The organism is Spirosoma fluminis, from assembly GCF_054778895.1.
This window is the reverse complement of the sequence record NZ_BAAGZD010000019.1, coordinates 10487-31226: the sequence shown is the minus strand read 5'-3', so window position 1 is coordinate 31226 and position 20740 is coordinate 10487. Positions and strand designations below refer to the sequence as shown.

18 protein-coding genes are annotated in these 20740 nt (G+C 51.4%); 12 read left to right on the top strand and 6 right to left on the bottom strand.

From position 1 onward, the window contains the following. Window positions 1-13: 13 nt before the first annotated feature. The gene (locus ACYVBJ_RS19175) at window positions 14-880 is read left to right on the top strand and encodes a hypothetical protein (protein ID WP_460983919.1); all 867 of its coding nucleotides are present in this window, start codon (window positions 14-16) and stop codon (window positions 878-880) included. Window positions 881-886: 6 nt separating this feature from the next. On the opposite strand, the gene ACYVBJ_RS19170 is transcribed toward ACYVBJ_RS19175, so the two are convergent. Next, window positions 887-1774, bottom strand: coding sequence for an SDR family oxidoreductase (locus ACYVBJ_RS19170; protein ID WP_460983918.1), 888 nt, complete (start codon window positions 1772-1774; stop codon window positions 887-889). A 98-nt stretch (window positions 1775-1872) separates the two neighbouring features. Here ACYVBJ_RS19170 and ACYVBJ_RS19165 point away from each other — a divergent pair, with 98 nt between their 5' ends. Then, a complete protein-coding gene (locus ACYVBJ_RS19165; protein WP_460983917.1) occupies window positions 1873-3834 on the top strand; it encodes a sialate O-acetylesterase in 1962 nt (653 codons plus the stop codon). 66 nt (window positions 3835-3900) lie between these two features. Here the strand turns inward: ACYVBJ_RS19165 and ACYVBJ_RS19160 are convergent, their stop codons facing one another. From ACYVBJ_RS19160 to yidD, 3 genes are all read right to left on the bottom strand, one after another. Continuing rightward, window positions 3901-4299 carry a DUF4174 domain-containing protein gene (locus ACYVBJ_RS19160; RefSeq protein WP_460983916.1) on the bottom strand — a complete coding sequence of 133 codons (399 nt, stop codon included), beginning with the start codon at window positions 4297-4299 and terminating at the stop codon, window positions 3901-3903. Window positions 4300-4417: 118 nt separating this feature from the next. Further along, window positions 4418-4795 carry a co-chaperone GroES gene (locus ACYVBJ_RS19155; protein ID WP_460983915.1) on the bottom strand — a complete coding sequence of 126 codons (378 nt, stop codon included), beginning with the start codon at window positions 4793-4795 and terminating at the stop codon, window positions 4418-4420. A 138-nt stretch (window positions 4796-4933) separates the two neighbouring features. After that, complete coding sequence (gene yidD, locus ACYVBJ_RS19150; RefSeq protein WP_460983914.1) at window positions 4934-5146, bottom strand: membrane protein insertion efficiency factor YidD; 213 nt, start codon at window positions 5144-5146, stop codon at window positions 4934-4936. A gap of 95 nt (window positions 5147-5241) precedes the next feature. Between yidD and lgt the strand changes: the two genes are divergently transcribed. Continuing rightward, entirely contained in the window at window positions 5242-6096 is an 855-nt protein-coding gene (gene lgt, locus ACYVBJ_RS19145) for a prolipoprotein diacylglyceryl transferase (RefSeq protein ID WP_460983913.1), read from the top strand. 173 nt (window positions 6097-6269) lie between these two features. Continuing rightward, complete coding sequence (locus ACYVBJ_RS19140) at window positions 6270-6890, top strand: transposase (RefSeq protein ID WP_460983912.1); 621 nt, start codon at window positions 6270-6272, stop codon at window positions 6888-6890. Between the two features lie 66 nt (window positions 6891-6956). Here the strand turns inward: ACYVBJ_RS19140 and ACYVBJ_RS19135 are convergent, their stop codons facing one another. Both ACYVBJ_RS19135 and ACYVBJ_RS19130 read right to left on the bottom strand, forming a co-directional pair. Further along, complete coding sequence (locus ACYVBJ_RS19135; RefSeq protein WP_460983911.1) at window positions 6957-7904, bottom strand: carbohydrate kinase family protein; 948 nt, start codon at window positions 7902-7904, stop codon at window positions 6957-6959. Window positions 7905-7991: 87 nt separating this feature from the next. Then, window positions 7992-9368 carry an MFS transporter gene (locus tag ACYVBJ_RS19130; protein WP_460983910.1) on the bottom strand — a complete coding sequence of 459 codons (1377 nt, stop codon included), beginning with the start codon at window positions 9366-9368 and terminating at the stop codon, window positions 7992-7994. Between the two features lie 122 nt (window positions 9369-9490). Between ACYVBJ_RS19130 and ACYVBJ_RS19125 the strand changes: the two genes are divergently transcribed. From ACYVBJ_RS19125 to ACYVBJ_RS19090, 8 genes are all read left to right on the top strand, one after another. Then, window positions 9491-10927, top strand: a complete 1437-nt coding sequence (locus ACYVBJ_RS19125; protein WP_460983909.1) for a BamA/TamA family outer membrane protein — start codon at window positions 9491-9493, stop codon at window positions 10925-10927. A gap of 270 nt (window positions 10928-11197) precedes the next feature. After that, entirely contained in the window at window positions 11198-11458 is a 261-nt protein-coding gene (locus ACYVBJ_RS19120) for a hypothetical protein (RefSeq protein ID WP_460983908.1), read from the top strand. A 316-nt stretch (window positions 11459-11774) separates the two neighbouring features. Continuing rightward, window positions 11775-13742 carry an SPFH domain-containing protein gene (locus tag ACYVBJ_RS19115; protein ID WP_460983907.1) on the top strand — a complete coding sequence of 656 codons (1968 nt, stop codon included), beginning with the start codon at window positions 11775-11777 and terminating at the stop codon, window positions 13740-13742. Between the two features lie 283 nt (window positions 13743-14025). After that, complete coding sequence (locus ACYVBJ_RS19110; RefSeq protein ID WP_460983906.1) at window positions 14026-15129, top strand: DUF4856 domain-containing protein; 1104 nt, start codon at window positions 14026-14028, stop codon at window positions 15127-15129. A 69-nt stretch (window positions 15130-15198) separates the two neighbouring features. After that, window positions 15199-16353 (top strand): imelysin family protein, encoded by a 1155-nt coding sequence (locus ACYVBJ_RS19105; protein ID WP_460983905.1) that lies wholly within the window; start codon window positions 15199-15201, stop codon window positions 16351-16353. Between the two features lie 15 nt (window positions 16354-16368). Continuing rightward, on the top strand, window positions 16369-17718 hold the full coding sequence (locus ACYVBJ_RS19100; protein WP_460983904.1) for an HTTM domain-containing protein: 1350 nt from the start codon (window positions 16369-16371) through the stop codon (window positions 17716-17718). Continuing rightward, window positions 17696-20119 carry a TonB-dependent receptor domain-containing protein gene (locus tag ACYVBJ_RS19095; RefSeq protein ID WP_460983903.1) on the top strand — a complete coding sequence of 808 codons (2424 nt, stop codon included), beginning with the start codon at window positions 17696-17698 and terminating at the stop codon, window positions 20117-20119. The genes ACYVBJ_RS19100 and ACYVBJ_RS19095 overlap by 23 nt, the downstream gene beginning before the upstream one ends. Window positions 20120-20184: 65 nt before the next feature. Next, on the top strand, window positions 20185-20740 hold a 556-nt coding region (locus tag ACYVBJ_RS19090; protein WP_460983902.1), incomplete at its 3' end, for a hypothetical protein.

Here is a 20740-nt window from a genome sequence, read left to right as displayed (position 1 = left end):
AACCAACCAGCCGATGATAAAACGCTACTTTCTGTATTTCCTGCTCGGTCTAGTTGCACTGCCTGCCTTTGGTCAGAATGCAGCCGACTACTACCGGCTTCCGGACCGTAGCCAGCAATATGATCGGCTGTTATCGCGGTACGGAGGGCCTACCATTCGGGATCGCTGGTACGTAGCTCTCGACGGCTTCCTGCGGACCGACAAAGCGGGGCTGGACAACTCATTTAACGGGTTGATCCAAAGTGACCGGGTCACCAAGTTCGGCGGATCGGCCGTTATCGGCTGGGCGTATCGCGAACGCTGGATGGTGGAAGGCGGCTACGCCCGGACGCCCATTCATACGCAGGTTTCGGTCAGTAATGGAAACTCACCGCTGGTTTTTCGCTACACAAATGACCGAAATGCCTTTGTTCTCAGAGGAAAGCGCCTGTTGTTGTCTACGAGTGGTCCCTGGCTGCGGTCTGGCTTTTGGGTAAGCGGAGGCATGTGGTTAATCCCGAACAATGGTCAGCAGGAAGGCCGGTTTCTTCTGGTTGGATACAGTTACCACGGTCGCCAGGAAACACCGGACACGCTGCGGCTGAACAGCCAGACCCAAACGAATTCGCGGATGTCGGTGCTGGCCGAAGTGGGCGCTGAATATAACATCCGGTTAAGCAACAAGCTTGATCTGGGTTTATCGGCCCGCAAGTACTGGGGACTGGGTAATTCAATAACCACTGATGTGGCGTATTCCATAAACCAGACGCTGATGCAGCGGGCGCAGCTGCAGGGAACGGGTACCGGCATGAGTTACGGTTTCACCCTACGCTATACATACGCCATGCGCCGTAACTTGGCAAACGTACTCGACGTGCAGGGCAAGCCGCGGATTCGCTAGCACAGTTCACAGGCTCCACACGGTCCGGTAATCATGGGTAAACTGCTGAAACGTAGTAGGCCGACGACGTAGTAATCGTTCGGCTTCGTCGGTTAAACGGGCCGCTTTGCCAAGCTTCGACACTGTATACAAGGCAACCATCACCAGCACAAAACCCAGCGGTACCCGTTCTCGCTGCCATTTGCACCATACAAACTGAAGGATGGATGGATTGCGGTACGTAATTGTTCGCCCAAGCACTTTCGACAAAACCGCAGCCACTTCGCCGTACGTCAACGCTTCCGAACCGGTTAATTCGTAGCTTTTATTTGCGTGTTCGCTGATTGGGCTCCGCAAGATCAGAGTCGCAACTGCGCCTATATCCCGCACATCCACAAAACTGGTACGGCCGTCGCCCGCCGGAATAAACAGTTCGTTACGTAGCCGAATCTCATCGCGGTGCGTGGTAATCAGGTTTTGCATGAAGAAGCTGGGCCGCAGGAACGTAAATGTCAAACCGGCTTCGACGATCAGTTTTTCAATTTTGTGGTGGGGCGTAACGGGGTTGCTCTCTACGCCTTGTAAGGACAAAAAAACTACCTGCCTTACCCCGGCCTGCCTTAAGGCCTCGATGAACGGTTTGAAAATGGTGTCTGCGTCAGCTAACTGGGGTGGACGTATGAGCAATACCCGGTCAACGCCCTGTACAGCCGGAGCAAAGGTGTTTGTATCCGTAAAATCTAAGTAGACAAAGCTATCGGGTTGGACGTCGGAGTGTTGTTTCCCGCCAGTCGGCGTACGAACGGCGGCCACTACTTCGAATGACCGCTGGTTCGAGTGCCGGATCAATTCCCGTATCGTTTCCCGGCCAACAGTACCGCTGCCTCCTGTAATCAGTATACGCTCGGGTAACACAGTCAGATGGGCGAATTAAAGAGATAACCGTATTTTAGCAGCTATAAGCCGAATCTTGACCTTGCTTAAATACACGTATCTAGTAAATCCTGTAACCCATGAAAAGTTTTAAATGGCCGCTTTTCTTACTGTGTGTATTAAGCGCGCAGAGTGTATTAGCCGAGGTGCGTTTGCCGAAGGTGTTTGGGTCGCACATGGTATTACAGCGCCGTAAACCTCTCTCGATTTGGGGATGGGCTGACGCAGGCGAAAAAGTAACGGTTACCTTGAACAATCAGGTTAAAACCAGCAAAGCCGGTTCAGATGGGACGTGGCGGCTTACGCTCGACCCAATGGAAGCCGGAGGGCCTTATCAGCTTGTTGTGAAAGGCAAGAAAAACAGCATTTCGGTGGATGATGTGCTGCTGGGCGAGGTGTGGGTTTGTTCCGGGCAATCGAATATGGAGTGGCCGTTGAGTGCCGCAGCCAACGGGCCGAAAGAGATCAGGGCGGCTAACTTCCCGCAGATTCGGCAACTGGCCGTTAAAAAAGCGATGAGTCTGACGCCTAAAGATGATATCGACGGGGAATGGACGGTCTGCAGTCCCGCTACAGCGTCCGGCTATACGGCGGTTGGCTATTTTTTCGCCAGACAACTACAGCAGGAACTCAACGTACCGATTGGCCTGATCAACACGTCGTGGGGTGGAACGCACTCCGAAACCTGGACAAGTCGTAAGGCCTTAAGTCAAAATACTGATTTGCGGGCCGTAGTTGACAAACTGCCCGGTACGTATGAAGAAGTGGTGCAGCGTGGCAAAGAACGGGTCAATGCGCTACTGCAACGCCAGCAGGGCGGCTTGCCAACTGCAGCCGACAAACAAGCGTGGACTAAGCCAACGACTGACGTAACATCCTGGAAAGTAATGTCGGTGCCGGGCGACTGGGAATGGAGGGGGCTGCCAACCCTGGACGGCGTGGTGTGGTATCGGCGGGAAATAGTCATTCCGGAACGTAGCGATCCGACCGCGAAAGCGACCCTGCACTTCGGGTCAATTGACGATGATGATTCAACGTTCGTGAATGGTCAGTTCGTGGGCAGCACAAAAGGGCTCGATGCGCGTGCCTATGCAATACCTGCTGGCTTACTTAAGCCGGGACGTAATGTCATTGCCGTTCAGGTTGCCGATAATGGCGGAGCTGGAGGGTTGATGGGCGACTCCGAGAAAATGCGGCTGTCCATCGGTAGTACCGACGTACCGTTGGCGGGTGATTGGCAGTATCGTGTCGCCCGTGTTGCGCCTTCCTCGTTTAACCCCGGCCCGAATACGTTCGCTACGCAGCTGTTCAATGCAATGCTTCATCCGCTGGTACCTTACGGCATAGCCGGAGTAATCTGGTACCAGGGCGAGTCGAACGCCGGTCGAGCCTATCAGTACCGTCAGTCGTTTCCGTTAATGATTCAGGATTGGCGGCAACACTGGGGCGAAGAGTTTCCGTTTCTCTTCGTGCAACTAGCCAGCTTTAACGCTGCAAACGGCGACAGCCGTCGCGGAAGCACCTGGGCTGAATTACGCGAAGCGCAGACCATGACGCTTAAGCTTCCCAGGACCGGTATGGCCGTTACGTCTGATATCGGCGAGCCGGACGACATTCATCCGAAAAACAAGCATGATGTGGGCAAACGGTTAGCGGCCGAGGCCATGCGGGTGGCTTATCAGAAAACAGCCGTGAGCGCCGGGCCGATGCTGAACAACGTAACAGTTGATGGTAACCGGGCCATTGTCAACTTTCAGAATAGGGGGGCTGGGCTACGGGTGAAGGATAAATACGGCTATCTGAAAGGCTTTGAAGTCGCGGGTGCTGACAAAAAATTTTATTATGCCAAGGCCGATGTACAGGGAAATACCGTAGTGGTGCACAGCGATTCGGTGACGGCTCCGGTAGCGGTACGCTATGGCTGGGCCGACGACAACAGTGATGTCAATTTATTCAATCAGGAAGGTTTTCCAGCCGTTCCGTTTCGGACCGATACGTGGCCAGGCATTACAGAGGCTGCTAAATTCAACGAAGGTCAGTAACAATACAGCTTAGCGGTTTGATAACTGCTGAAAGTAGTTATCAAACCGCTAAGCTGGAACAGAGGTTTACTCGTGTTTCGTTTCCTGCTTCCGCATCGGCATACTGTCGATCAGGCGGAATAACTCGGCTGGGTCAACCGGCTTTTTGTAGGTTTGTTTGACGCCCCCGTCTTTGCCGATCAGCCACCCTGCGAAGTCGTCGGCCGGGTTGAGTTTATAATCGTGCATCAGGAACTGGCGGTCTGGCTCGGGCAGCAGCGACGCAACCAGGACAATGACATCGAGTTCGCGATCGGCCAGCCCATCCCGCTCTTCGTTCAGTGCTTCCTGCTGATCAATAATGTAGTGTTGAGCGTCATCGCGGCCATAGAGCAACAATACGCGCCGGTGGTCTTTCTTTTCGTCCAGAATGGCTCTGAGCGACTTCTTCTGATTTGCTACGCTTTCCATACCAAGAGTTAGCATGATTAATAATGCTGTTAAACTCATCAACCAACGGCTTCGCATAGTGTTTAACGTAACGCGACGCAGAGGTCGCAATTTGAGTATGGGTTCGGTTTAAAACAGTCAACCTATCCGGCTTCTACACCAGATCTTCGGAGCGCTCCAGCATCAGTATCGACGCCTGCGGCACAATGACGTACTGCTCGCCTTCGTACTGCAATTCGATGGCGTTACGTTGTAGGTACAGCGCCACATCGCCTTCCTGCGCCTGAAGCGGCATGTATTTTACTTTCTCTTCAGTTTCTTTCCAGGGCTCGTCTTCGGTCGGTGCCGGAATCGGATAGCCGGGACCTACCTTTATAACATAGCCCGACTGGACTTGTTCTTTTTCCTGTACGGTAGGGGGCAGATACAGGCCACTGGCTGTACGATCCGTTGGGTCTTTTGGTCTGATCAATACCCGGTCGCCCACAATAATCAGGCGTTTCAACTTGTTATCGGCAGTAATTCCAATCATAATCTGTCAGTAAATTGTTTGAATAAGGCAAGTCAGCTCATGCATCCGCCTGTCAAAAATCGGGCGTAACTGACAAATGGGTCAAGTTGTCAGGGTCTGGCGAGACCGAACGGATAAGCTGACTGGTAAACCGCGTTTTTAAGGCACAGGGTCGTAGCCGTGACCACCCCACGGATGGCACCGGCTCATGCGTTTCAGGCCCAGCCAGCCACCGCGTACGGGGCCGTGTTTTTGAATGGCCTCCACCATATATTGCGAACAGGTTGGCGTATAACGGCAGGCATTCGGAAAATACGGCGACACCATAGCCTGATAGATTTTTACCAGGCCAATAAGTAATGACTTTATCATATACCGCTCAACACGAAAACGCCCAAAAACTTTCCCGAATCCTTATCTTTGCCCGCCGTCGCTGGTGACCGGGCGGTTTTGACACTGATCTTGTTATGCTGCAGTACGTAATTTGGGATGTTGATCCCGAAATATTTCACATTGGCTCCTTCTCGGTTCGATGGTATGGCCTCCTGTTTGCTTTAGGGTTTCTGATCGGGATGCAGATTATGACCTATGTCTTTAAAAAAGAAGACAAGCCGGTTACCGATACGGACTCGTTACTGATCTACATGGTCGTTGCAACGATCATCGGGGCCCGGTTGGGGCACTTTCTCTTTTACGAACCCGAAGTGATCTTTAAAAACCCGCTCGAAGTGATTCTGCCGCCCTACAGAGGCTTAGCCAGTCATGGAGCAACTATTGGCATTCTGACGGGCTTGTGGCTGTATTCGCGCCGAAAGTCAAGTCTGGAAACAGGGCAAACCTTTTTGTGGGTAACCGACCGTATTGTGATTACAGTGGCGTTGGCTGGAGCCTGCATCCGGTTTGGCAATCTGATGAACTCCGAGATTGTGGGTCGCCCGACGGACGTACCCTGGGCATTTATTTTTCTGAATAACTCGGAGTACGAAAAAATACCCCGCCACCCGGCTCAGTTGTATGAATCGCTGTCATGTCTGGTTCTGTTTTTTATCCTGCTCTGGTTCTGGAATCGCTACAAGGAGCGTACGCCACGGGGCAGCATGCTGGGAATATTCCTGATTTGGGTATTCGGGCTGCGGTTTTTCTACGAATACCTGAAAGAAAACCAGGTTCCTTTTGAGGACAGTCTGCCATTAAATGTTGGTCAGATTTTAAGCATCCCAGCCGTGCTGTTAGGCATCTATTTTCTGATTCGCAGCTATCAGAACCAACACAAAATACCACTTAATACGAAGGCGGCTCAAACGCGGACAGGAACAGTTTAGATGGATCCTGTTCCAATTTCCTGGCAGACAGCAGCCCTCAACAGCCCGTTAGAACTCATAAGATTCTATGCATTATACAAAGGTGAACGCTTACTCAATAGTTTGAGGGGCGTATGAACGAAAGCGGTATTTTACGATCCATTTTCGCGTCAGTCCTACAAACCCTTATCACAATGCGTATACATTCTTATTTGCTTTCGGGCACTCTGTTCGCCATTACGGTATTAGCCGGCTGTTCGGGCAGCAAGGAAGACGAACAAAAGGATCAGGAATCCGTGTCGACATTAGGTGCGCTGAGTGCCATGAAAGAAATGGCTAACCAGGCAGAAGAATTACAGAAAAACGGGCCGGTTGAAGCCGTCGATTTCCGTTCGTTAAAGGAACTGTTACCCGCCGAAGCTGACGGATTAGCTCGTAAGGAAGCTACGGGTGAAAAAAATGGAGCTGCCGGTTTTGTCATATCAACCGCTACAGGGAAGTACGCTAATGCCGACGATACCGAAACCGTTGAAGTTTCGATTGTAGACGGGGGCGGAACGGCCATGATGATGGGGCTCGCGGCCTGGTCAGCAATCGAAATCGACAAAGAAACGGCGAACGGCTACGAGAAAACCGACAAGTTAGGCGATCATAAATCGTACGAGAAATACGATAACAGCAGTAAAGACGGTGAGATTGCCGTACTTGTTAATAAGCGGTATATAGTTTCTGCCAAAGGGCATGGCGTGAGTATGGATAAGCTCAAAGCAACCGTGGAAGATATAGACCTCCTTAAGCTGGCTGCCTTAAAATAAGTGACCTTTCGCATCGCTAATTCGGCGTAAAAGACAGGCCCCGCAGTCAGTACGGGGCCTGTCTTTTTATTGAAACGTATCGTAAATCGCTTCCCGGTCGACGGAATCGGGCAGTGGCCCTTGTCGGCCTAGTTTCATTTTTGCCATTGCCGCTCCGGCACTAGCGCAGTTAGCCGGAGCATAGCCGTCTAGGTGGGCGGTAAGAAACCCGGCCCAGTACGCATCACCGGCACCGGTAACGTCAACTACGTCGATTTTCCGGCCTGGAATGCGGGCTTGTTTTGTACCGTGTTCGTACGATACAATGCTGCCGTTGGGACCCAGTGTCAGGCACACCAGCAGCGCCCCCATCTGGTGAAAATCGCTGAAAACCCGTTCGGGTGACTGCGCTTCGCCGTACAGCCGTTCTGTATCGTCTTCGCTTACTTTAACCAAAGCACCCGCTGAGCAATAATCCCTTAACACCGCCCAGGCCCGTTCGCGGTCAGGCCAGATAGTCGGGGCGTAATTCGCATCGATACTTATCTGACAGCCCGCTAGCCGGGCACGATGGGCGGCATCTACAATTACGCTCTGGGCGGGCTGGCGACTCAGCGCAAAGCAGGTTGTGTGAAAAATGTGTGCCTGCTGTAGTAAGGTATCGGGCAACTGCTCGGCGCGCAGTTGCGCATCGGCGTGGCGGTAGGCCACAAAGTCGGGCGTACCCGCCGTGCGGGACACAAGAACAATACTGGTCGGTTCCAGCGGGTCAGCAAGTACGTACTCTGTATTGACCCCCGCTTCTGTTACCTGCCGAAGCAGATATCGGCCAATGTTGTCGTTTCCTACACAGGCAACCAAAGCGGCAGAGTTGCCCAGGCGAGCCAGATTAGCCGCCATGTTCGCCGGGCTACCACCCTGATACCGGCGAAAATCCTGCGCATCAAGCAGACTTGTGGAAACGTAGTGGCCTATAAAATCGGCTAATAACTCGCCAACCGATAAGACGGCGAATGGACGCGTAGTTGTGGTCATTTGAATCTAAACAGGCATGCCTCAGTGCTATTGGTCGAACCAGACCCAAAAGCTGAGGCATGACAAATGTAAAGAACTGTTCAGAAATTAGTTTCCACCGGGTTCAATCGGTAAGGCCGCGGCTTCGCTTTGTGGCGTTTCTTTCACTAGAAAACAGGCGCCTGCCGCTAACAGCAAACAAACACCGCATAATACGAGCGCGTTGCGTGGGTCACTGCCCAATAGGCTATCGTACAGAAATGGAACCGTTACCATGTTCACAATCTGTGGCACCACAATAAACCCATTGAATAAGCCCATGTACACACCCATTCGTTCGGCCGGAACTGAGGTCGAAAGCATTACGTAAGGCATGGACAGAATCGAGCCCCAGGCTAATCCCACCATGGTCATGCCAACCAGAAAATAGCTTTTATCCTCGCCAAGCAGCATGGACATGAATCCTAATCCACCCAGGGTAAGGAACAGAGCATGCGTACCCCGACGGCCTAATCGTTTCGCGATAACGGGCAGAAAGAACGAGATACCAAAGCAGCCTACGTTGAACAATGCGAAGCAATCGTTCCCTACCTCAATGCCTCGTTCAAAGCCCGGTGATTGGGCGGTGGGTGCGTTAAAGGCATGACGCGAAATGGCCAGCGACAGGTATTGCCACATCAGCGGTAGGCCGTACCAGGTAAAAAACTTCACCCACCATAGCTGCTTCATCGTTGCGGGCATGTCGCGCAGGGCATGAACGACTTCGCCAAAGGCTTTGAACACGCCACCGCCTTCGCGCTTTTCGCGCTCAAACGCAGCCATGTCCTCCGGCGGATATTCGTCGGTCGTGTACATCGTCCACAGAACAGCCGCCAGAATGGCCACGGCCCCAATGTAAAACGACCAGCGTGTAATGTCCGGAATGGCATTGGCGCCGGTTGCTACCATAGTCAGACCGAAGAATGGCAGAATGCGCGGCATCAAATTGGCCAGTGTTTGTCCAAATCCCACAAAAAAGCTTTGCATGGCAAACCCAATCGTGCGCTGCTCCGTATTTAGTTTATCGCCGATAAACGCCCGGAACGGCTCCATCGATACGTTAAGGCCCGAATCCAGAATCCACATCAGGCTGGCCGCCATCCATAAACTCGATGAGTTGGGCATCAGTACTAGGGCAACGCTGGTAATGATGGCTCCAATCAGAAAAAATGGCTTTCGGCGTCCCCAGCGTGGTGACCAGGTACGGTCGCTCAGAGCTCCGATTATGGGTTGGATGAGCAGGCCCGTAACAGGACCGGCCAGCCACAAGGCAGGAATTTCGGACTCGTTGGCGTTGAGATACCGAAAAATCGGGCTCATGTTCGCCTGCTGGAGACCAAAGCCATATTGAATGCCAAAAAAACCGAAGCTCATGTTCCAGATTTGCCAGAAACTGAGCCTCGGTCTAAACACCTGTGCCGGTGTCTGTACTTTTTCGGTTTGCATACACTATATACGTTTGAATAGGCTTCGGAGCGTTGTTAAACAAAAGAACAATAATACATACCGATTTGGAGCATAGGTAGAAATTGTTGGCTTATTTTTTTGGAAAAGGTGTAAATTTGAGAATGATTCCAAAGAACTGGCCGCCAGTCGTTTTCCTGCTGACGGCATTTTTATTGTCTTCTCTGACGAGTTGGGCCGATATAGCCATCGACTCGGCCCGGTCGGTGCTTGTTCAGTCGGTAACACTACAGGGAAACTACCGAACGCGCGACCGTATTATTCTGCGGGAGATGACATTACACACGGGGGATACCATCCGGCTGGCTGATTTGCCGGGACGGATTTCCTGGGATCAGCGTAATATCAACAATACGAATCTGTTCGTCACCGTCGATGTCACTACGCAGCTAACCGTGCCCGCCGATACGACGCAGATGCCCCGGTTAGACCTGACGGTGACCATGAAAGAACGGTGGTACGTGATTGCTTATCCCGTTTTTGATCTGGCCGACCGAAATTTTAATGAATGGTGGTATGACCGTGGGCACGATTTCCGCCGAACCATCTACGGCGGGCGGCTCAGCTATCGGAACGTAACGGGTACTAATGACCGGTTACAGATTGAGGTGATCAGGGGGTTTTTGCAAAGAACGGTCCTGTCTTACAGTAAGCCTTACATAGATCGGGCTCAAAAAATTGGGTTGCGCGTCGAGATAGGGTATCTGACCAACAACGAGATCCCCTATCGGACCAACGCCGATAAGTGGGTGTATGTAAAATCGGAAGAAACGCTGCGTGAACGCCTATACGCGGGGGTAACCTTAACGAATCGACACGGCCTGTACCATTACCATGTGGTCGAAGCCCGTTATAATCGAAATACAATTGCCGATACGGTTGTACAGCTCAATCCGGACTATTTTCTGGACGGCAAGACTCGCCAGCGTTATCTGTCTTTTGGCTACGCCTACCGGTACGATCGTCGTGACAACGTTGTCTATCCCTTGCAGGGTACATTGGTGACGGGCGGGATTGGCGTAATGGGACTGCTACCAAACGACAATTTTCATTTCCTCGACATGTCGGCCTCCATTACCCGGTACTGGGCACTTGGCAAAAATTTTTATGCGGCTGGCAGCCTGCGTGGCCGCACGACCTGGCCGAATCGGCAGCCTTATTTTAACCTGCGTGGCTTGGGAAGCTCGTCCGATATGGTACGGGGCTACGAGTTGTACGTAGTGGATGGGCAGCGAACGGCAATCTGGCGGAATAGCCTGCGTTATCAGCTATTCAACGTACGAAAAGAACTCAACTGGCTTCATATACGTCAGTTCAATACCCTGCCAATTGCCGCCTACGTAACGGTTTTTGGTGATGCTGGCTACGTCAGGAGCACCGTGGCAGAGCAATATCAGAGCCAACTGGCCAATCGACTGCTCGCGGGTACGGGCCTGAGTCTCGATGTCGTGACCTTCTATAACCTGGTTTTCCGTTTCAGCGGCACCATCAACGCCCAGGGCAAGACCGGCTTCTTCTTCAATCTGGCCTCTGAGCTATAAATTCTTACTCGTTGAGATGGCATTCCTGTAAACCAAGCTGGAATATATTTCCTGACAGCTTCTGACAACAGAGATGCATAATGATTAATAAATTGCCTTGTTTGAGTCTGAATTACCCTTGAGCCTACAGTATTGTTTATGCCTGATGTTACGTATTCCGCTTTTGTATCCAGTTCCCTCTCATCACTTCGCCCTCTTCGCTCTCTTTCGCAACGAACAATCTGGCTAATCTTCTTGCTGGGCAGCAGCCATTTGGCAGTTGCCCAGCTAATGCCCTCAATAAACTGGCAGAAAACCCTGGGCGGATCGAACAACGATCAGGCTCGTGCCATGGTCGCTGCCCCGGATGAAGGCTACGTAACAGCGGGTAGTACAGAGTCCAACGATGGTGATGTGACGGGCAACCATGGTAACGCTGATTTTTGGGTAGTTAAGCTGAATGTGAACGGCGATAAAGTGTGGCAAAAAAACTTCGGTGGATCGAACGATGATATTGCTTATGCCGTGGCAGAGGGGCTAAAATTTTTGTGACAGTAAATAAAATAAGCTATTTAACTCAAACCGCCGGACCGTAGTCGTTGACAGTCCGGCGGTTGTTCCATTTGGTTTCTCGCCCAATTATCTCCGTTCATCAATTCGTTGATCCGATTCGGCCAGCGGGCAACCAATCGTCCAGTTTTAGTATACTGGTTTACTAGTCCTCTCTACTTTTGATACGTCCATTCGATGCTCGTATCTGTCCGATGTAGGCCGTAAATTTTCTCGTTCCGCTTACTAAGCCGCTTAAATGCTGCGCTGTATTTCCGCGTACTTTTCGATCATTTCAACCAATTACACCTTTCTTCTCATGGATTTTTTACCCTTACTGTCAACCTGGGCGTGGGTAGTCATGCTCATTCTGGGCGTTATACTCTATAAATGGGTACTGCGCTTTTTGTTCGGGATGGTTATTGTTCCCGAAGACCGAATTGGTCTGGTAACCAAGAAATACGTACTCGTCGGTACGGATCGCGGCCTGCCCGACGGGCGGATTATTGCCACGAAAGGAGAAGCCGGTTACCAAGCGCAAACGCTTGCTCCTGGACTGTACTGGTGGATGTGGCCCTGGCAGTACGGGATTACCATGCAGCCATTTACGGTAATCCCCGAAGGAAAGATCGGACTGGTGCTTTCCAACGACGGAGCAGAACTACCCACGGGTAATATTCTGGCCCGTCGGGTTGACTCCGATAACTTTCAGGATACCGAGCGCTTTCTGAACAGCGGAGGGCAGAAGGGCCGCCAAACCAGCGTGCTTACGCCCGGTACGTACCGGATCAATACGTATGCGTTCACCATAACCATTGCCGACATGACCGTTATCCGGGAGAATATGGTTGGCATCATCACCACCCTCGACGGGGCACCTTTGCAGCCAGGACAGATTGCGGGTAAGAACGTAGAAGGGCATAATAATTTTCAGAACGTCGATTTCTTCTTGCAAAACGGTGGGAACCGGGGGTTGCAGCCGCAGGTTGTGCTGGCCGGTTCGTATTACATCAATCCCTGGGCGGTTCAGATTGAAGAGATTCCGATGACCGAGGTGTCCATTGGGCATGTTGGCGTGGTTATATCCTACATTGGCGAAGATGGCATCGACGTAACGGGCGAGTCATTTAAACACGGTAACATTGTTCAACGCGGCTTTCGCGGGGTTTGGATGGAGCCGCTGGGGCCCGGTAAGTATCCGATCAATACGTATACGATGAAAGTGGAAGGTGTACCAACCACCAATCTGGTGCTGAACTGGGCCAACGCACGAACCGAAGCCCATGCCCTCGACCGTAATCTGTCGACCATCACGGTACGTTCGAAAGATGGGTTTCCGTTCAACCTCGACGTAGCGCAGATCATCCACATTCCGGCGGTTGAAGCCCCGAAAGTAATTGCCCGTTTCGGCAGTATGAACAACCTGGTGTCGCAGGTGCTCGAACCTACGATTGGCAACTACTTCCGGAACTCGGCGCAGGATTCCGACGTGATTGCATTCCTGAGCACCCGGAAAGAACGCCAGGAGGCCGCTCGTGAACACATTCGTCAGGTACTGGAAGTTTACAACGTAAACGCGGTGGATACGCTCATCGGCGATATTGTGCCGCCCGATAGCCTGATGAAAACCCTGACCGACCGGAAGATTGCACAGGAAGAAGAAAAGACCTACGAGACGCAGCGAATGGCGCAGGAAAAGCGGCAGGGAATGGAACGTGAAACCGCCCTGGCCGACATTCAGCGCGAAGTAGTGAAAGCGCAGCAAAGTGTTGAAATTGCGCAGCGCACCGCCGATGCTGCGGTTAAGAAGTCGGAAGGGGAGGCCCGCAGCCTGAAATTACAGGTTGGAGCTGAATCGGAAGCGACTAAGATCCGTGCTGAGGCAAACGCCGAAGCTCGTCGTCGGCAGGCGGCCGCTGACGCCGAAGCAACCAAGCTAACCGCTGATGCCGAAGCCGAACGTATCGCCAAAACTGGTTCTGCCGAAGCTGAGAAGATTCTGGCGATCGGTCGCTCGACCGCCGAAGCGTACGAGCTGCAGGTAAAGGCCATGGGCGAAGAGAATTTCACCCGTTTCAAGATTACCGAGGAAATTGGCAAGGGGCACATTCGGGTCATTCCGGATATTGTCATCAACGGAGCCGGGAATGGAACGGATGGCTCTATGAACGGGCTAATGGGCTTAAAGCTGCTCGAACAGATCGAGGAACGGAAATCGGGTAAGGCTATTAAAATCGTCGACGTAATAAAACCGACGGAAAGTACGCTGGCTAAAGAAAAAGAATAAAGCCAGCATAGTTTAAGGTTTATATGGCCTGATAGTCATTGCGTTGCAATGGCTGTCAGGCCATATCGTTACAAACATTTTAGCCAAAAAAAATGACGGTTTTCCACGTATCAAGCCGTAGCGGTTGCCCATTTGAAAAACTTTTGAGAGCTTGATTTTATAATTAGTCTAAATAGCTATTAGATTTGCAGCGTATTAGATAAAGCAAGCTCAAATGTCTACACGTTCACCATTCGCCTCTGTTCTCACAATTCTCCTGGTATCTGCAGGGCTATCGAGTTGTATGGATGAAGAAAATCCGGTCATCGCCAACACACAACTCCGCCGATCTGTCGACTACTCAACGCTGAAGGATACGACAACCTACGCCAATTTCTTCGTTGACGATGCGGGCGCTAAAACAGTCGATTTGACCACCGGAAGTACGCGTCTGGCCATGTTCCGGGCCATCAATACATACAACGGTACGGCCGTTGGAACCGGCGCTACGCTGGATGCCGCCGTGCTAAAAAACATGTTCGCTAACACCAGCAATCCATTCTCCGGAACAGCGAATACAGCTCTGAATACGTCAGGCGTTCAATTGCGGAACGTAACGGCGTCGTCGTTGTCAGCAGCTGATGCCGAAAAGGAGCGGACGACGATTGAAGCGGCTTTTCCGGCAATTGCTGCGGCCAGTAAGGCCGTATCGACAACGGCCTCCGAAGGTAAGGCAGGTAAACTGGGCACGTATCTGGTCGATGAAAAGGGTATTGAGTGGGGACAGATCATTCAGAAGTCACTGATCGGTGCCTTCCAGCTGGATTACATTGGCAACGTTTTGTTAAGCGATAAGAACCTTTCTGCGGACAATACGACGCTGGTTGCCGGTAAGAAATATACCCAACTGGAACAGAATTGGGACGAGATCTATGGAATTATAACGGCTAACCCGATCTATGGCGCTAAAGCCACGGCAACTTCATCGGGCGAAAGCTTTATTGGTTCTTATTTGTGGGAATACAACAAAGAAGATTTTCCGAAAATCTATCCGGCACTCTTGAAAGGTCGGGCGGCTATTGTCAATAACGATCTGACCACGCTGAAAACACAGGCGGCCATTATTCGGTCGGCTATGGAAAAAGCGGTTGCCGGCGCTGCCTTAGGCTACCTGGGTAAATGGAAAACAGGTACGACCGATGCGGCTCGTGCTCATGCCATGGGCGAAGGTTTAGGCTTTATTTATAGCCTGCGGTACGCCAAATCGTATGGTGCCGATGCCGCCTTCTCGGATGGTATTTTAAACAATCTGGTTTACTCGGCTCCCAACGGGTTCTGGGGATTGACAAACGCCAAGATTGATGCGGCCAGCGCGGCTATTAAGACAAAATTTAAGATCACCGGTTAAGACAAATTCCTTCACTGTTAGCCTATCTGGAGCGGTACGTTTTGTACCGCTCCATTCTAGTTTTAAGTTATGACTCAATTAATTGGGAGAACGGTTGGTGTGGTATGTATGGCAATGGCGCTGCTCTGGGCCTGTTCGTCGAACGACAATACAAATACGGTTACGCCGACAGACCCTACAGATCAGGCCAGCAGTGACCGTAAGGTAATGCTGACCAATATCGCCGACAACATTATTATCCCCAGTTACGCCAACTTCAAGACTAAGTTTGATCTGATGCTGACTAAGTCTGATGCCTTTGCGGCTAAACCTGACAAAGCGTCGTTGACTGACTTTCGGCAGGCCTGGGCCGATGCTTACACCGAATGGCAGAAAGTGGAGTTATTTGATGTCGGGCCGGCCGAACAGTACACACTTCGCTATTTTTTCAACATTTATCCAACCGATGCAGCGGGTATTGAAACATACGTGGCCGCCGGAACCGGAACATTTGACGTGCCGGCATCGTACCCGAAACAAGGCTTTCCGGCTCTGGATTATATGATTAATGGTCTGGGCAATACGGATGAGGCTATCCTGGCGAAGTATACAACCGCAGCCGATGCGGCTAAACGGATTGCTTACCTGAAACGCCTGACCGGTCAGATGAACGATATGTTCACGAAGGTGAATTCGGAATGGACATCCGGCTACCGCGATACGTTCATTAATTGCACGGCCTTAAATGCGGGCTGCTCGACTTCCAAGCTGGTGAACGGATATGTGCTTCACTATGAGCGCTATATCCGGTCGGGCAAGATTGGCATTCCGTCGGGGGCGATGACCAACGGCACACCCGCTCCAGAAAAGGTAGAAGCTTTCTACAGGAAAGATATGTCGCTGACATTGGCCAAAACGGCTCACCAGGCCTTTGTTGATTTCTTCAACGGCAAAAGTGTGAAAACCGGACAAGAAGGGCCAAGCCTGAAAACCTACCTGAATGGGCTCGGTGCTAAAGATAGCCGGACGGGTACGGCGCTGGCTGACATTCTGAATACTCAGTTTGCCGCCAGTGCGCAGCAGTTGAATACGTTAAAAAATACCCTGTACGACGAGGTGAAAACGAACGATGCGGCTGTCGTACAAGTATATACCGAGATGCAGAAGGTTGTACGGATGCTCAAGGTCGATATGACCACCGCCATGAGCATTACCATTACGTATACCGACAACGACGGTGATTAACCTGGCCTGAAGTGTATGCAGGGCTATTTTCAGAAAACAACGTCGGCCGCTCCCTTAGCCATCTTTCGATTTGCCTTCGGAATCATGCTGTTCGGAAGCATTATCCGGTTCTGGAATAAAGGCTGGGTCGACGAGTTATACATTCAGCCGCGTTTTTTCTTTTCCTTCTACGGATTTGAATTCGTTAAGCCGCTGGGCCCGTATACATACGGGCTTTTTGCGGTTTGTAGCGTGTCGGCGTTGTTTGTAGCGCTAGGTCTGTTTTATCGCTTGTCGGCAGTGAGCTTGTTTCTGAGCTTTACCTACATCGAGCTGATTGATAAGACTACCTACCTCAACCATTATTATTTCACCAGCCTGGCTTGTTTGCTCTTGATTTTTTTACCGGCTCACGCGTATTTGTCTATCGACGCGTATCGCCAAAGAACGCTGCTTTCTGACCAGATTCCAGCCTGGTGCACTGATTCCGTAAAGTTGTTAGTGACTTTTCTATACGTCTTTGCGGGCCTAGCTAAACTAAACAGCGACTGGCTGCTGGAAGCGTTGCCCCTGCGAATCTGGTTGCCGGCACGTAACGATATGCCTGTTATTGGCTTTCTGTTCAACTATTCCTGGGTTCACTACGTATTTAGCTGGTTTGGGTGTTTTTACGACCTGAGCATTCCTTTTTTGCTTTGGAACCGGCATGCGCGCCCCTGGGCCTACATGGCAGTAGTCGTCTTTCATGGCTTAACGGCCGCCCTTTTTCCGATTGGCATGTTTCCGTACATTATGATTGTTACGGCGCTGATCTTTTTCTCGCCTGGTTTTCATAAAGCACTTATTCGCCGGATCGGTCGATGGTTGCCGGTGCCTGTGACGTTTCTTAATCCGCACCGAACGTACACGTACCAGCCGCTTGTGCAGAAACTGGTGCTGAGTGGACTTGTCGTTTTCTTCGCCGTTCAGATGGTATTGCCGTTTCGATATCGATTCTACCCGGGTGAACTGTTCTGGACCGAGCAGGGCTACCGGTTTTCGTGGCGGGTGATGTTAATGGAAAAAGCCGGCTACGCCCAGTTTACCGTTAGAGACGCTACGGGTAAGCAGGTCATTGTGAACAATACCGAGTTCCTGACCCCATTGCAGGAAAAGATGATGAGTACGCAGCCCGATATGCTGCTGCAATACGCTCATTTGCTCCGCGATCAGTTTGCTACACGCGGGTTTCGTAACCCGCAAGTATATGTCGATTCCTACGTAGCGCTCAACGGGCGTTTGGGAAAGCCGCTTATTGACCCCACCGTTAATCTGGCAAATGAACACGATTCGTTCGCTCCAAAATCCTGGATTACTTCTTTCGATGACGAAATTTACGGTTTTTAGCCTGTTGGCCGTTTGGCTTAGCATAACGGCTGTTTTTGCTCAGTACCAACTTGCCGGAAACGTACAGGCCCGTGCGGACAGTATGGCAGTCAGCGGCTGTACGGTATACCTGAACAATGGTAAGCGCTCCATGGTGACCGATAGCTTGGGTCGGTTTACGTTTTCTAATCTACCGTCGGGTCGTTACGTCATCCAGACCAGCCACCCCGAATTTAAAGCGGCCAGCTTAACAGCTACCATCGCTGATCAGGACCAGCGCGTAACGATTCAGGTGCTCAGCCGAACGGAGACATTAAGCGAAGTTGTCGTGAAAGATCAGCAGTCGGATTTTGGTTTTACGCGCATGCGGGGTGTAGAAAACATGGGCATCTACGAAGGCAAAAAGTCAGAGGTGATTATTCCCGAGCAACTCGTAGCCAACTTATCAACCAACAACGCTCGCCAGATTTATGCTCGGGTAGCGGGTCTGAACATCTGGGAAAACGAAGGGGCGGGCTTACAGCTAAGCATTGGCGGACGCGGTCTTGACCCAAACCGGTCGTCTAATTTCAACGTCCGCCAGAACGGCTACGACATCAGTGCCGACGCATTAGGCTATCCGGAAAGTTATTACACCCCACCCGTTGAAGGTGTTGGCCGTATTCAGGTAGTGCGGGGAGCGGCTTCCCTGCAGTACGGCACCCAGTTTGGCGGACTCCTTAATTTTGTAATGAAAAAGCCCGTGACCGACCGGAAAATTGAGCTGATTGCGCGTCAGACCCTAGGCTCTTTTGGGTTCTATAACGCTTTTACCAGTGTTAGCGGCACGGTTGGTAAGCTGAGTTACTATACCTTCTTTCAACATAAACAAGGCAATGGCTGGCGACCGAACACGCACTTCACCAACTACACGCTTTATGCTGATGTCAATTATCATCTGTCGGAGCGTAGTACGCTCGGCGTCGACATAACCCAAATGAACTACCTGGCGCAGCAGCCCGGCGGTTTAACCGATGAGCTGTTTCGGCAGAATGCGCGGCAGAGCAACCGCGAACGGAACTGGTTTCAAGTGAACTGGACCATGCCCGCCCTGCATTTCGATCACAAATTCAATACCAGCAACGAAGTCAATCTGCGATTATTCGGCTTGTCGGCGTATCGGTACTCACTGGGTTTTCGGCCTAATCGTGTAGCCAGTGTTGACGACAACAGCGAGCGCGACTTGATCAAGGGCGATTTTACGAACTGGGGGGCCGAAGTCCGGTATCTGAAACGGTACAACTTGGGCCGCAAACAGTCTGTTCTGCTCGTTGGCAGTCGCTATTACCACGGTTTCAACCACAGTGTGCAGGGGTTGGGCAGTACCGGAAAAGACGCCAACTTCAACTTTATGGATACGGAGCAGGCGATAGCGTCCGATTACCAATTTCCCAACCGGAACGTATCTGTCTTTGCCGAGAATATTCTGTACATAGGTGATAAGTTGTCAATTACGCCGGGTATTCGCTACGAAAATATTCACACGACGGCCGACGGTTTTTACGGCACCATCACGCGGGATTTGGCCGGTAACATCATCAACGCGACCCGAACCAACGAATCCCGGACGAACGGACGTCAGTTTGTGCTGGGTGGCTTGGGGCTTAGTTATAAGCCAACGCCTAAACTGGACATTTATGGGAATCTGTCGCAGAATTATCGGTCCATTACGTTCAGCGACATGCGCATTGCCAACCCTTCGTCGGTGATCGATCCGAATTTGCAGGACGAAAAAGGCTACTCGATTGACCTGGGCGTTCGCAGCGTACAAACAACCCTGTTCAACTTCGACGTGAGCGCGTTCTTGCTCAATTACAACAATCGGATTGGCGAAGTGCAGTTTTACGATCAAAACGACCGGGTATTACGTCGCCGGGGAAACATCGGGCAGGCCATCATCATGGGGCTGGAGTCCTACGCCGAAGGGGACTTGTTACGTATGTTTAAGCCGCTGAACGAAAACCTGAGCGGTGTGCTTTTCGCGAACGTAGCGTTGATCCACTCAACGTACCGGGCCAGCGAAATTCCGGGCGTAGCCGGAAAACAGGTCGAGTTTGTCCCCGCTGTTAACCTGAAAAGCGGGCTTCGACTTGGGTACAAGAATCTTAAGGCGTCTTTTCAATATACGTACCTGTCCGACCAGTTTTCGGACGCAACCAACGCCCGCGAAGGGGGCGTTTCGGCAGTTATCGGACTCATTCCGGCTTATGCCATAATGGATGCCAGCGTCTCATATCAATTCCGCCGATTCCGGATCGAAAGCAGCCTGAACAACTTGGCTGATCGGGTGTATTTCACGCGTCGGGCAACGGGCTATCCGGGGCCCGGCATTCTGCCTTCCGATGGACGTAGTGTTTACGTAACCCTGCAGGTAAAGTTGTAATCAAACAAGCGGTTGTCAGATCAGTTGTGCGAATACTGTACTTTTGCGAAGTTAACTAACTACGTATGCGTAATCGTTTTACCTTTTTGGCTGTGTTGGCTGTTCTTGTGTTTTCCAGTGCCTGCCAGAATAAACAGCAAGCCAGCAATCATATTACCGACACAACCACTGCCCCGACCGAAGCAATTACATCGAATGTGACGGTTGCCGGGCGGGTCGCTGACCTCGGCTTAACCCCCACCAGCGATTGGCGGGGTATTAACCTGGGCGATGACTTTGCTACCGTTAAGGCCACCGAAAAAGGAGAGCCGTTCGAGAGCGATGCGAAACACGTTGGCTATACCATCGAGTTCAAAAATCTCGAATCAGCCGATATGCTGTATTATCAGGCCAATCAGAAGGTATCAGCCATCGAGGTCGATTTGTTCCTGAACACGCGCCAATCGGTTGATGCCCATCAGAAAGAGTTGGGGGCTTACTTCACCTCCAGATACGGTAGCTCTAAATCTACTGATGGCGGTTTAGCGTGGACTGGCCCAAAAGGACAAAATGTGCTGTTGAAAGACGTATCAAAAGGCAAAGACTTTGGTTTGAAGATAAAAATCACATCTGCCGGTGGTA